8 protein-coding genes are annotated in these 12,614 nt (G+C 69.9%); 4 read left to right on the plus strand and 4 right to left on the minus strand.

The window, feature by feature from the left end; translation table 11 throughout:
• Window positions 1-55 precede the first annotated feature (55 nt).
• The gene (locus FFS20_RS11360; protein ID WP_137825963.1) at window positions 56-913 is read left to right on the plus strand and encodes a PHP domain-containing protein; all 858 of its coding nucleotides are present in this window, start codon (window positions 56-58) and stop codon (window positions 911-913) included.
• 173 nt (window positions 914-1,086) lie between these two features.
• Here the strand turns inward: FFS20_RS11360 and FFS20_RS11365 are convergent, their stop codons facing one another.
• Window positions 1,087-2,571 (minus strand): DEAD/DEAH box helicase, encoded by a 1,485-nt coding sequence (locus FFS20_RS11365; RefSeq protein WP_137825964.1) that lies wholly within the window; start codon window positions 2,569-2,571, stop codon window positions 1,087-1,089.
• Between the two features lie 61 nt (window positions 2,572-2,632).
• Between FFS20_RS11365 and FFS20_RS11370 the strand changes: the two genes are divergently transcribed.
• Window positions 2,633-3,265 carry a ferritin-like fold-containing protein gene (locus FFS20_RS11370; RefSeq protein ID WP_137825965.1) on the plus strand — a complete coding sequence of 211 codons (633 nt, stop codon included), beginning with the start codon at window positions 2,633-2,635 and terminating at the stop codon, window positions 3,263-3,265.
• Between the two features lie 377 nt (window positions 3,266-3,642).
• Here the strand turns inward: FFS20_RS11370 and FFS20_RS11375 are convergent, their stop codons facing one another.
• Together FFS20_RS11375 and FFS20_RS11380 are read right to left on the minus strand one after the other, a co-directional pair.
• On the minus strand, window positions 3,643-3,867 hold the full coding sequence (locus FFS20_RS11375) for a DUF3107 domain-containing protein (RefSeq protein ID WP_137825966.1): 225 nt from the start codon (window positions 3,865-3,867) through the stop codon (window positions 3,643-3,645).
• A gap of 169 nt (window positions 3,868-4,036) precedes the next feature.
• Window positions 4,037-4,636 carry a TetR/AcrR family transcriptional regulator gene (locus FFS20_RS11380; RefSeq protein ID WP_232623565.1) on the minus strand — a complete coding sequence of 200 codons (600 nt, stop codon included), beginning with the start codon at window positions 4,634-4,636 and terminating at the stop codon, window positions 4,037-4,039.
• 75 nt (window positions 4,637-4,711) lie between these two features.
• Here FFS20_RS11380 and FFS20_RS11385 point away from each other — a divergent pair, with 75 nt between their 5' ends.
• Together FFS20_RS11385 and FFS20_RS11390 are read left to right on the plus strand one after the other, a co-directional pair.
• The gene (locus tag FFS20_RS11385; RefSeq protein WP_137825967.1) at window positions 4,712-8,038 is read left to right on the plus strand and encodes a UrvD/REP family ATP-dependent DNA helicase; all 3,327 of its coding nucleotides are present in this window, start codon (window positions 4,712-4,714) and stop codon (window positions 8,036-8,038) included.
• Window positions 8,038-11,169 (plus strand): ATP-dependent DNA helicase, encoded by a 3,132-nt coding sequence (locus FFS20_RS11390; protein ID WP_137825968.1) that lies wholly within the window; start codon window positions 8,038-8,040, stop codon window positions 11,167-11,169. The genes FFS20_RS11385 and FFS20_RS11390 overlap by 1 nt, the downstream gene beginning before the upstream one ends.
• Before the next feature lie 199 nt (window positions 11,170-11,368).
• Here the strand turns inward: FFS20_RS11390 and FFS20_RS11395 are convergent, their stop codons facing one another.
• Window positions 11,369-12,583 (minus strand): aminoglycoside phosphotransferase, encoded by a 1,215-nt coding sequence (locus tag FFS20_RS11395; protein WP_249356813.1) that lies wholly within the window; start codon window positions 12,581-12,583, stop codon window positions 11,369-11,371.
• Window positions 12,584-12,614: the final 31 nt, after the last annotated feature.

Raw genomic sequence — 12,614 nt, forward strand, 5'->3', positions numbered from 1 at the left:
CTCCATTCTAGGCACGCGGTCAGGACGGCTCCGGGGTGTGGATAGACTTGAGGGCATGGTCATCGATCTCCATGCACACACGGCGTTCTCGGACGGGACACAGAGCCCGTCCGAACTCGTTTCCGAAGCCTCGATGGAAGGCATCGACGTCGTCGGCATCACCGATCATGACACGACCGCAGGATGGGCTCCCGCCGAGGAGGCGGCCCGGGTGTACGGACTCGGCCTCGTCCGCGGGATGGAGATCTCGTGCCGTCACGAAGGGATCAGCGTCCATCTCCTCTCCTACCTCCACGACCCCTACGACACGGGTCTGGCCGGCGTCGTCGAGGAGACCCGGCGCGCCCGCCTCGACCGGACCCACCTCATCATCGACCGGCTCGCCGAGGACTATCCCATCGATATGGACGCCGTGCTCGCCGTCGCCGGTGAGGACGCGACGATCGGGCGCCCCCACATCGCCGATGCGCTCGTGGCCGCCGGCATCGTCGAGACCCGCTCGGAGGCGTTCGCCTCGATCCTCTCGAGCCACGGGAAGTACCACGTCACCCTGCCGACGATCGACCCGATCACCGCGATCCGCCTCATCGCCGAGGCGGGGGGAGTGTCCGTCTTCGCCCATCCCCGGGCGGCGATGCGCGGTCTCGTCGTCTCCGATTCCGCGATGGCCGACTTCATCGCCGCGGGACTCGACGGCCTCGAGGTCGATCACCGGGACAACCCGCCGAACGAACGCGAGATCATGCGCAGGCTCGCCCACGACCACGACCTCATCGTCACCGGGTCGAGCGACTACCACGGAACGGGCAAGCCCAACCGCCTCGGCGAGCATTCGACGTCCGAGCACATGCTCGCCGAACTCCTCGACCGTGCCGCCGGCAGGCCCGGGGGAGTCGAGTTCATCCAGGGGTGAGCGCGGGGCTCTCCGCGCCCTCGATCACGCGATAGTGCGGATGTGGGGGCGTGCACGGCCCGCTCTCTGCACTGTCGCTTGATCGAGCGGGTCTCGACAGGGGCGGGCTTCTGCGACAGACGACGAACGCCCCGCCGCAGCTGACTGCGGGCGGGGCGCCGGTGGTGCCGTCCTCACTCGGTGCCGGTGTCCGAGGCCTCGGCGCGGCTCGTGCGACCGACGGGCTTGCCGCCGCGGGTGCGACGACGCTGCCGGGTGCGGCGGGGCTTCTTCGCATCCGCGTCGGTCGCGGAGTCGCCTCCGCGGGAGTCCGAGGAGTCGCCTCGGCGGGAATCGGACGAACCGCCTCGGCGGGATTCGCTCTTCTCTCCGCTGCGTCGACGACGGGCCGGGCGCTTCTCCTCACCGACGTTGTCGGAGGACTCACCGTGCTTGTGGGGCAGACGTCCCTTCGTGCCCTTCGGGATGCCGAGGTCGGTGAAGAAGTGCGGGGAGGTCGAGTACGTCTCCGCGGGCTCGTCGTGCTCGAGGCCGAGGGCCTTGTTGATGAGTCGCCAGCGGGGCATGTCGTCCCAGTCGACGAGCGTCACGGCGGTGCCGGTGTTGCCCGCGCGACCGGTGCGGCCGATGCGGTGAACGTAGGTCTTCTCGTCCTCAGGCGACTGGAAGTTGACGACGTGGGTGACATCGTCGATGTCGATGCCGCGGGCGGCGACGTCGGTGGCGACGAGGACGTCGACGGTGCCGTCGCGGAAGGACTTCAGCGCCTTCTCCCGCTGCGCCTGCCCGAGGTCGCCGTGCAGCGCCCGGACGGCGAAGCCGCGGTCGGAGAGTTCGGCGGCGAGCTTGTCGGCGGTGCGCTTCGTGCGTGTGAAGATGATCGTCCGCCCGCGGCCCTCGGCCTGCAGGAGGCGGGCGACCATCTCGCTCTTGTCCATCGAATGCGCGCGGTAGACGAACTGCGTCGTGTTCTTGCCCGTCAGCGACAGGTCCTCGTTGTCATGGGCGCGGATGTGAGTGGGGCGATTCATGTAGCGGCGGGCCAGGGTGATGACGGCGCCGGGCATCGTCGCGGAGAAGAGCATCGTCTGCCGGTTCGCGGGAACGGCGTTGATGATCCGCTCGACATCGGGGAGGAAGCCGAGATCGAGCATCTCGTCGGCCTCGTCGAGGACGACGGTGCGGACCTTGTTCAGCTTGAGCACCTTGCGGCCGTAGAGGTCGAGGAGGCGTCCGGGAGTGCCGACGACGACATCGACGCCGGCCTTGAGAGCGTTGATCTGCGGATCGAAGTCCTTGCCGCCGTAGATCGTGATGATGTCGATGTCACGCTGACTCGACGCGGTGACGAGGTCCTGGGCGACCTGCTTGGCGAGCTCGCGGGTGGGGACGACGACGAGCGCCTGCGGCAGGCGCTGACCGGCGTCGGCGCCTCCGTCCTCGTCCTTGCCGACCACGCGCTGGAGGAGGGGAATGCCGAAGCCGAGCGTCTTGCCCGTTCCGGTCTTCGCCTGCCCGATGATGTCGGCGCCCGAGAGCGCGACGGGAAGCGTCATCGCCTGGATCGGGAACGGGTGGGTGATCCCGGCCGCTGCCAGGGAGGCGACGATCGGTCCCGACACCCCCAGATCAGCGAAATCGGCGTCTGTGTCCGCCATGTCTCAAACTCCTTTTGGCGCCTTCGCGCCCGTGCTGGATGCGAACCGGTACTCTTGAGCTATGCCCGATTCTTACCCCTTGGCCAGTACTGATGCTGCAACGCTTGCGCTGGTCGCGTACGGTGAGCTCACCGCCTTCGAGAGAATGGCGACCAATGCGTCCACGGCTGTGGAGCTCGACGACACGGTGACGCTGTCACGGCTGGCATCGCACTCATTCTCGCACTTCGAAGAGCTCTCGCAGCGCATCAGTGAGTCGGGCCAGGATGTGATCGAACTCTGCAGGATCTTCGAGCCGACATTCTCCGTGCTGGCGGAGAGGACTCGTCCCCGTGACTGGTACGAGAGCCTCATGAAGGGCTTCGTCTTCGACGGGATCATGAACGACTTCTATCGCATGGCGGCCGATAAGCTCGCAGAACCCGAGCACAGCCTGGCAATTGCTGTTCTCGATGATACACGGGCCGCCGACTTCGTCCGCAATCGGCTGACCGCCGACGTCGGCGAGGACACGCAGCTGGCCTCCCGGCTCGCCCTGTGGGGACGCAAGCTCGTCGCCGAGACCCTCGGCCGCGCCCGGCACCTGCTCACCGACCCGGTCCTCGGCATCGACGAGACCGTCATCGTCGAGGCGATCCCCGCGGTCACGGCGAACCACTCCCGCCGGATGTCGGCCCTCGGACTCGTCGCGTAGGCGCACGTGTCACGGGTGCGGAGGCACTGAGGCGCTGAGTCTCTGTGGCGTTGAGTCCCTGAGTCACGGTGTGCGCCGGATCGGCGGCGTTTGTGCGCCGCATTGATGGCGATTTCGGCGCAGATTCCACCCTGAAGGTTCCGCACAATGCGTCACTGGGCGAGGTGAGGCGGCTGCGGTGGTGTCGTCGGAGGCGTGGCAGTCGCCAGTCGGGAAGAGGCCCGGTCTGTGCAGACCGGGCCTCTTCTCATCGGCACTTCTCGACTCCGCGGAAGACTCGACGCCTCGGTAGACAAGTCGCCTCGGAAGAGAGGGACTTTCAACCGCTGGAGCGTCACGGCCTCTCAGGACCAGGAACGCTGGGCCGTCGCGGTCTCTCAGGCGACGCCGAAGCCGACGCGGCGGGAGGTCTCGCTGCCGAGTTCGATGTAGCCCAGCGCCGTCGACGGCACGAAGACCTGGCGGCCCTTCGTGTCGGTGAAGGTGAGCAGAGCCTCGGCCTTGACCGCTTCCTCGATGCGCTTGGCGAGGTCCTGGGCGGACTCGTCCGTGTCGAGGACGATCTCACGCGGGGACTGGCGGACGCCGATCTTGATTTCCATTGTTCTCCTTAACGCGGTGGTAGTCGTCTTCAGCTTAACGTTCGCTTCGCCCCGGTTTCTTCCCGCCTCGCAGGGGTCGGCGCTCGGCTCTCAGCGAACGCGAACGAGCTCAGCGGGTGCGTCGCCCGGCCCGCTCTCGGCCCCGGTCGGGCAGCGTGGGGCGGCCTGCTCAGCGGGTGTGGGTTGCGAAGGACGACAGTCCGCCCCAGCTCATCTGGGTGAGCAGGTCGACGGTCGCGTCGATGTCGAGTTCGTGGGTCGCCTCGATCTGCTTGATGACGACCTCGGCGGTGCCGATGAGCGTGCGGCACAGCAGGTCTGCGTCCGCGTCGTCGAGATCGGTGAAGCTCTGGAGGGCACTGACGATGCGGGCGACGGTGCCCTCGCGCATCGTGCGCACGCGCTGCTGGGCCTCGGGTTCGTAGACATCGGAGTTGAAGAGGATGACGAACTCCTCGCGGTGGGAGATCGCGAAGTCGAAGTAGGCCCGGTAGGTCGCGCGGATGCGCTCGCGGGGGTCGTCGGTCGAGTTGAGCGCCTGCGCGACCTGTCCGGCCAGGTGCGCGGCCGAGTGGTCGATGAGGGCGAGGTAGAGGTCCTGCTTCGACGCGAAGTGCTGGTAGAGGACCGGCTTCGACACGCCGGCCTCCTCGGCGATCGTGTCCATCGACGTCGTGCGGTAACCCCGATTGGCGAACACGGCGCGCGCCACCCCGACCAACTGGTCACGGCGCTGTTCACGGGGCATTCTCTGCTGCGGACTCGGCATCCCCCAATCCTACGCGAATCCGCCCCGTGACCCGGGAGCGAACACCGTGTCAGTGGCACATGATGGAATACGGGTATGGATGACCTGGCACCCGATCACTCGGCGACGCTGTCCGCGGCGCTGCTCAACCGCGAATCCGCTGCCGTCATCGGGCGGCCGGGGACGGGGAAGACGACGCTGCTCGAGGCGGTCTACGGCCGCCTCGTCGAGTCCGTCGATCCCTCCTCGATCCTCGTCCTCACCCCCAACCGCGACCATGCCGACGTCCTGCGCAACGCGCTTCCCGTCCCCGCCGAGGCGATCCTCCGGGCCGCTCCGGCCCGCAGCATCTCGTCCTTCGCCTACGGCATCGCCCGCGCGGCCCACGCCACCCGCACCGGGGAGGAGCTCGAGTTCGTCTCGGGCGCCGACCAGGACGTCTTCCTCGCCGATCTCCTCGCCGGCCACGAAGCCGGTCACGGACGCACCCCGACCTGGCCATCCGACATCACCGCCGAGGTGCGCGCCACCTCGGCGTTCCGCACGGAGATCCGCGACGTCCTCAACCGGGTGATGGAGTTCGACTTCGGGGTCCGGCTGCCGCCCGTCGACGCACGCGGCGAGTACGTCTTCGACGCCGGCCGCAGCGCCCTGGCGCGGGTCCTCGCCTCCCACCCCGACCCGCGGTGGGAGGCGGTCGCAGCGGTGCTCGAGGAGTACCTCGGGATCATGAGCATGCCCGGCTACGGTGGCATCGATGCGGCGACGGTGCTCGCCCGCGCGGCCTTCGAGATCCTCCGTGAACCCGCCGAGGTGACCGCCGGGCGGCCGTGGTCGTTCTCTCCCGATCGGGTTCCCTCCGTCGTCCTCGCCGACGGGGTCCAGGACTTCCCCGCCGCCAGCTGGGGCGTGCTCGAGCAGCTGCGCGAGCGCGGGGCCGCCCTGGCGCTCTTCGGCGCCCCGGAGACGGTGACGGGCCGCTTCCACGGGGCCGACGCCTCCGTCCTCGACCGGGCGGCCTCGGATCCCCGGTTCGCCACTGTCGTCCTCGACCGTGTCGTCGACGCCGATGCCGAGCTCGCGGCCGTCACCGACGGCTTCGGCGCGCGGATCACCACCCGGTGGGGACTCGGGCACATGCCGCGCCCGCTCACGCCCGCCGCAGACGGCGCAGAGGGTGCGGTGGGCCAGGACACGGTCGGGGAGTCCGCGGCGGGAGAGTCCGAGGTGCCCGAATCGCCGTCCGCAACTGGAGCGCCGACCCACTCGCCGCCGCGTGAGGAGACGGCTGCCCCCGGCGGGTCGGAGCTCACGGCGAACGATCCCGTCGAGACCCACGTCTTCGCCGGTGCCGCGTCGGCTCACCGCTACCTCGCCCGACGCATCGCCGAGTACGTCGCCGCCGGGCACTCCCACTCCGACGTCGCCGTCATCTGCCGCAACGCCTCGACGGCACGGGTGACCGCGGGCGAACTCCGCGCGGCGGGCACGCCGACGGCGACGATCGTCCAGCCCCTCAACGTCGACCCGGCGACCGCGCCCCTGCTCGACCTGCTCACCCATGCGCCCGGACTGGCCGACGACGACACCCTCACCCGGGTCGCACTGTCCCTGGCCGGCAGCGTCTACATCCGCCTCGACGCCGTGCAGCTGCGCCGCTTCCGCCGCCTCGTCCGCAGCGCCTACCCGGCCGCCGACAGCACGGCGTCGCTCGCCCTCGCCCTCCGCGACGCCCCGGCGGACTCACCGATCCCGGGGCTGTCGACGCTGGCCCGGATGCTCCGTGCCGCCGCCGACCACGTCGATGCGGACCCGCACACCGCGCTCTGGGCGATCTGGGAGGCCGCCGGCGTCGCCGAACGCTGGCAGGCCGAGGCGCTGCGGGACCCCGACGGGATCGCCGGAGCCCACCTCGACTCCGTGCTGCGCCTGTTCACCCTGGCGGAGAAGATCACCGACCGCGGCGGGTTCACCGCCCGCTCGTTCGCCGGCATCGTCGCCGAGCAGGACATCGCCCAGGACTCGCTCGCCCGCTCCTCCGGGTTCGCCGACCACGTCCAGGTCGGCACCCCGGCCTCGCTCGCCCACCTCCGGGTGCCGTGCGTGATCATCACCGACGTCAACGAGGGGGTGTGGCCCAACCCGAAGCTGCGCGGCGGCATCCTCGGACTCGGTGATCTCACCGCGCTCCTCGCCGGCGACGACCCCGTCACCGCGGACCCCGGTTACCACGCGCACGCCAAGCGCACGAACCTCCGGGAGGAAGCCGAGCTCTTCTACACCGCCCTGACACGGGGCCGGGACCGGATCATCGTCACCGCGCTCTCGGACTCCGAATCCGCGCCTTCGGCGTTCTTCGACGTCATCGCCGCAGCCACGGCACGCGGAACCGCCTCGACCGACGGATACACCCTCACCGACGAGGACGAGCTGCCGCCCCTCGACCTCGCCGAGATCGCCGCGCTGGCCCGCTCCCAGCTCCTCGAGGCCGCCCGCGACGCCGCAGGTGAGGGCGACGAGCCGGCGGCGGCCGCGGACTGGGCGGCCCTGTCGGCGGCGCTGACCGCCGCGGTCCCCGGGTCGCGCACACCCGGACAGTGGCGGGAAGCCGAGGACGTCACCTCGACGACACCGCTGTTCACGGCCGACGACGACGTCACCATCTCCCCGTCGCAGGTCGAGACGTTCTCCGACTGCTCGCTGCGCTGGTTCCTCACCCGCCACGGCGGAGACCGGGGAGGGACGACCGCGCAGAGCATCGGCACGATCCTCCACGCTGCCGCCGAGCACCATCCCACCGGCCCGACCTCGACGATCAGGGAGTACGTCGAACGTGAGTTCGCGACCCTCGAGTTCGCCACCGACTGGGAGCGCGAGCGGGAGCACACGGCGGCGATGGCCATGGTCGACCGCCTCGGCGAGTACATCGAGGACGCTCCCGGGGAGGTGCTCGGCGTCGAGGCCCAGGTCCATGCCACCGGCGTCGACGACCTCGGGCAGGAATGGACGATCACGGGTCGCCTCGACCGGGTCGAATCGACAGCCGACGGGGTGCGCATCGTCGACTTCAAGACAGGGCGCACCGTTCCCGCCGGCGCCGACATGCCCCGGCACGCCCAGCTCGGCGTCTATCAGGAGGCCGTCGACACCGGGACGCTGACACTGCCCGACGGCAGGGTCGTCGACGTCGACGCCGTCGGTGCCGAACTCGTCTTCCTGCGCCGGACGAAGTCGACGAAGCGCCTGCAGGGTGCGGTGCGTGCCGACGAGGACCCGGAGTGGGCGCGCGAGCTCATCGGCGAGGTCTCGACGAGGATGCGCTCCGCGGATTTCCCGGCCCGCGTCGACCCGCCGAAGTGCCTGAGCTGTCCCGTGCGATCGTCGTGCCCGGCGATCGGCCCCCACATGCTGGAGGATTCCTGATGAGATTCAGCGCCGACGACCTCGCTCGGCTCACCGCTGCCGATCCGACGCGGGCGTTCGGTCCGAGCCCCGAACAGCAGCGCATCATCGAAGCCGACCCCACCCAGACGATGAAGGTCACCGCCGGTGCCGGATCGGGCAAGACCACCGTCATCTCCCAACGCGTCGTCTGGCTCGTCGCCAATGGGCACGTCGCCCCCGAGGAGATCCTCGGCCTCACCTTCACCCGCAAGGCCGTGGGGGAACTCGGCAGCCGCATCCGGGTGCTGCTCTCGCGCCTGCGGCACAACCTCGGCGAGGGCAGCGACCTCGGTCTGCCCGGACTCGACTATCCGACGGTGTCGACGTACAACTCGTATGCGGCGGCGATCGTCGGCGAGCACGGCGCGAGCATCGGCATCGAACCCGAGACCGTGCTCCTCGACGAGGCGGGTGCCCACGCGATCGCCGCCGAGGTCATCGATGCCGCGTCCGCCGACGCGGTGCCCGGCAGCTATGCGAGGGACACGATGATCGCCGACATCATTGCGTTCGCCGGTGCGATGAACGACCACGGCCGTGATGTCGCCGAGGTGACCGACTACCTTGAGGCGTGCCTGGGGGCCCTCGTGTCGAGCAAGGGCAAACCCGTCGACCCGAGCGGTCGACGCCGGAAGCTCGAGGAGAAGATCCGCACGGCGGCCCTGGCCGGGGAGTACATGAGCGCGAAGCGCCGCCACCTCGCCATGGACTTCTCCGATCAGGTGCGGTTCGCCCAGCGCATCGTCGACGAGGTGCCGCAGGCCCTGGCGGCGGAGCAGGCGAGGTGGAGGATCGTCCTCCTCGACGAGTTCCAGGACACCTCCGTCGCGCAGCTCACGCTGCTCTCCACCCTGTTCTCCTCGACGGCGGTGACCGCCGTCGGCGATCCCCGACAGGCGATCTACGGGTGGCGCGGAGCCAGTGCTGACAACATGATCCGCTTCGACGCGGACTTCACCGACGTCGAGTCGCTGACCTTGAGCACGAGCTGGCGCAACGATCGGACGATCCTCGACGTCGCCAACCGGGTCGCCGACGGGCTCACCGGCAGTCGGGAGACGCCCCTGACGACCCGCCCCGACGCCGGTGTCGGCGATGTCGTCGTCGACGTCTCCTCCGGCGCGCACGACGAGTCGTTCCTCACAGTGGGACTGCGGTCGCTCACCGAATGGGCGGCCGGACTGCCGGAAGGCGCCTCGACTGCGGTGCTGTGCCGCAAGCGCGCTCACTTCGCCGCAGTCACCGCCGCGCTCGAGACCGCGGGCTTCGCCGTCCACGTCCATGGATCCTCCGGTCTGCTCAGCGACCCGTACGTCGCCGACCTGCGGGCCGTGCTCAGCGCCGCGGTCGATCCGATGGCCGGGGACGAGCTCATGCGGCTGCTCAGCGGGCGGCTGCTCGGCCTCGGCGCGACCGACATCGCCGCACTCTCGGCCTTCACCCGACGTCAGGCGAAGGGTCGGGAGACCGCAGCGAGGGAGCAGGCCGCCGGTGCCGGGGGAGAGCTGCTCGCCGAAGCCATCGATGTGCCGACGATCGTCGAGGGCCTCGACGAGCTCATCGACACTCCCGCGACGCGGGCCACCGGACTCAGCGACACCGCCCGCGAACGTCTCGTCCGCTTCGCCCGGGCCCTGCGCGCGGTGCGGGCGGGCACCGGCACACTCACCTCGGTGGTGCGGACTGCGCTGACGGAGACGGGCATCGACTCCGACATCTGGGCGCTCGGCGATGCTCTGCGCCGTGTCCATCGTCAGGCGATCGACGGGTTCCTCTCCGCCGCCGCCCAGTACTCGGCGACAGCCGAGCGACCGAGTGTGCCCGGCTTCCTCGAATGGCTCTCGCTCATGGAGGTCAAGGATGCGCTGAGCGCCGCCGAGCCGACCGTGGCGCCGGGAGCGATCAACGTCATGACCGTCCACGCCTCGAAGGGTCTCGAGTTCGACGCCGTCGCCGTGCCCTCGCTCGTCGTCAAGGACTTTCCGACCGAGCCCCGGGACAAGGAGGGGTGGATGGGACGCACCGCCCTGCCCTATCCGCTGCGCGGCGATCGCCGGCACCTCGTCGACTACGACCTGCGCAGCGCCGAGTTCGAGACGAAGAAGGAACTCGACGAATGGGTCAGCGAGTTCATCAAACCGGCCGTGGCCGACGCGCACGAGCAGGAGGAGCGGCGGCTCGCCTACGTCGCGTTCACCCGTGCCAAGCATCATCTCTGGCTCGGCGCCGAGCTCATGGGATCCCGTTCGACCCCCGACGAGCTCTCCCCGTTCCTCCGTGAGGCCGCCGAGGCCGCAGGGCTGGACCCGGAGATCCCCGACCCGGCGGAGGAGTCCGCGGCGGACCGGATCGAGACGACGGTGTGGCCGGTGCCGCGCACCGAACGGGTCGCCCTCGCCGAACGCGCCGGGCGCTGGGTGGAGGCCGCCGGTGACGTCGACCTCGATGCCCTCGCGCGCGGAGACTCCCCGGTGGCCGTCCTGGCCAGGCGCGCTCAGGCCATTCTCCGTGCCCAGGAGCCGGCCGCGGAGGGACGACTGCCCGACCGTCTGTCGACGACGGACCTCGTGTCGTGGCGGCGGGACCCGGAGGAGTTCCGCACGCAGACGCTGCGTCCCGTGCCCGAACCCCCGAGCCGGGCCGCGGAGATCGGCACGAGCTTCCACGCCTGGGTCGAGCGGCACTTCGGACAGGCGAGCATCGACATCGATGAGCTTGAGACGGTGCGGCCGGCCGACACGGCGCAGCTCACGCGCCTGCAGGAGACGTTCCTCGCCTCGGACTTCGCCCGTCGGCAGGCGGCGGAGATCGAGATGTCCTTCGAACTCGTCCTCGGTCGGTTCCGGGTGCCCGGGAAGATCGACGCCGTGTTCATCACCGGTGACCACGCCGAGGTCGTCGACTGGAAGACGTCGAAGCGGCCGAACGCAGAGACGCTCGAGGTGATGAAGTGGCAGCTGGCGCTCTACCGGTTCGCCGTCCAGCGGGTCCACCCTGAAGTCACCGAGGTGACTGGGACGTTCTACTTCGTCGGCAGCGACGACGTCGTCAGCTTCTCCGACCTGCCCGAGGAGGATGAGGTGATCGCATGGCTGGCCGCCCATGACTGAGGGCGAGCGAGCGGACGGACACGGCTTGATACGGGAGCACCGGAGGACGAGTACGCGCGCACGAGTCTGAGCGCGTTCCAACCTGAGCGCGAGCGAGTTCGCGCGGGTCAGTTCTGAGCGCACACCTGTGCGCGGGGGTCAGCCCTGAGCGCGAACGAGTACGCGGGGGTCAGTTCTGAGCGCACACCTGTGCGCGGGATCAGTTCCGCTCGGCGCTGCCCGATCGCTCGGTGCTGCGTGTCTCCGCTGCGTCCCCGGGCTGCTCGGTCGTCCGGGTCTTCGACGCCGCGCCAGCGTCATCCGCGTCGGCGTCGACGTCGGGGTCCGCAGACTGGCCCGCGGACTCGGGCGCGCGCGTCGACGGACGTCGACTGCTCGCCGCGCGAGGCTCACCGTCGGCCGACCTGCCGGGGCCGGAGGCCGGTGACGGCGCGGCATGCGACCCCTCGGTCACATCGTCCGACGACACCGGCGCCGTCGGCACGTCGGAGCCGTCAGGGTGCAGAAGCACCTGGTCGAAGGACGTGAGGAGGTCAGCGGCGTCCTGGATCGTCTCCTCGTCGCCGGAGTCGACCGCTTCGAGGAGCCAGTCGAGGACGGCGAACTCGGCGAGGAGTTCGGCTCGGGTGACGATGTGGTCATCGGCACGGGGCCGTGAGCTGCGGTACTCGGTGAAGAACGTCGGCACCGCGGCCGGATCGATGAGCGCCGAGGCGGCGGCGAGGTCGATCGCAGGATCCGAGACCCGGATCCGTCCGATCTCCGAGAGGGCGAGCACCCGCTCCTCATCGGTGTAGACACTCGCTTCGTCGATGGCGCCATGGATGGGCGTGGCGAGGAAGTGCCAGAGCGCGACCTTCTCGAACTCCTCCTCCCAATGCTGGAGGAGAGTCGACGGCACCCGCCCGGTGGCCGCGGCCTGATCGAGGCGGTCGAGGATCTGGAACTGGAAGCGGGAGGGCTCCTCGACGGGGAACCCGGCATCGGAGATCGGCTCCGGGGCGGCCGAGTGCAGCGTCGCCAGCGTCTGCGCGAGCGAACTCGCCCGTGCGACATCGGCGATCGGCTCGTCCCCGACCGGGGCGCCGGGAAGCGGATCAGCGAGGGTGACGGTGACCGCCTTCTCAGTCGCGAAGAGCGCGGGATCGACTTCGGTGATCGCCCGCAGATGCGGCCATGTGAAATCGGCGTGCGGGTAGGCGAGATCGTAGATCCGGGCCGCCTCGGCGATCGATCCGGTGTCAGCGGACCGGTCGACACGGGTGTGCGCCGTCGCCACGTACTCGGTCTCACCGTCGCCGATGAGAATCCTCACTCCCGCATCGAGGGAGGGCAGCGGTGTCCATGTCGTCGGGGAGAAGTCGTCGAGCATCGTCGCCGCGACCGCTGCCAACTTGAGCGCCTTCGTATCCACCCTTCCCAATCTACCGTCTGCGCCCCGCTCA

Source organism: Brevibacterium sp. 2SA (genome assembly GCF_005502845.1).
GTDB lineage: Bacteria > Actinomycetota > Actinomycetes > Actinomycetales > Brevibacteriaceae > Brevibacterium.

Coding starts and splice junctions, on each gene's coding strand:
- FFS20_RS11360 (WP_137825963.1), top strand. CDS start 56: ATGGTCATCGATCTCCATGCACACACGGCGTTCTCGGACGGGACACAG.
- FFS20_RS11365 (WP_137825964.1), bottom strand. CDS start 2,571: ATGGCGGACACAGACGCCGATTTCGCTGATCTGGGGGTGTCGGGACCG.
- FFS20_RS11370 (WP_137825965.1), top strand. CDS start 2,633: ATGCCCGATTCTTACCCCTTGGCCAGTACTGATGCTGCAACGCTTGCG.
- FFS20_RS11375 (WP_137825966.1), bottom strand. CDS start 3,867: ATGGAAATCAAGATCGGCGTCCGCCAGTCCCCGCGTGAGATCGTCCTC.
- FFS20_RS11380 (WP_232623565.1), bottom strand. CDS start 4,636: ATGCCGAGTCCGCAGCAGAGAATGCCCCGTGAACAGCGCCGTGACCAG.
- FFS20_RS11385 (WP_137825967.1), top strand. CDS start 4,712: ATGGATGACCTGGCACCCGATCACTCGGCGACGCTGTCCGCGGCGCTG.
- FFS20_RS11390 (WP_137825968.1), top strand. CDS start 8,038: ATGAGATTCAGCGCCGACGACCTCGCTCGGCTCACCGCTGCCGATCCG.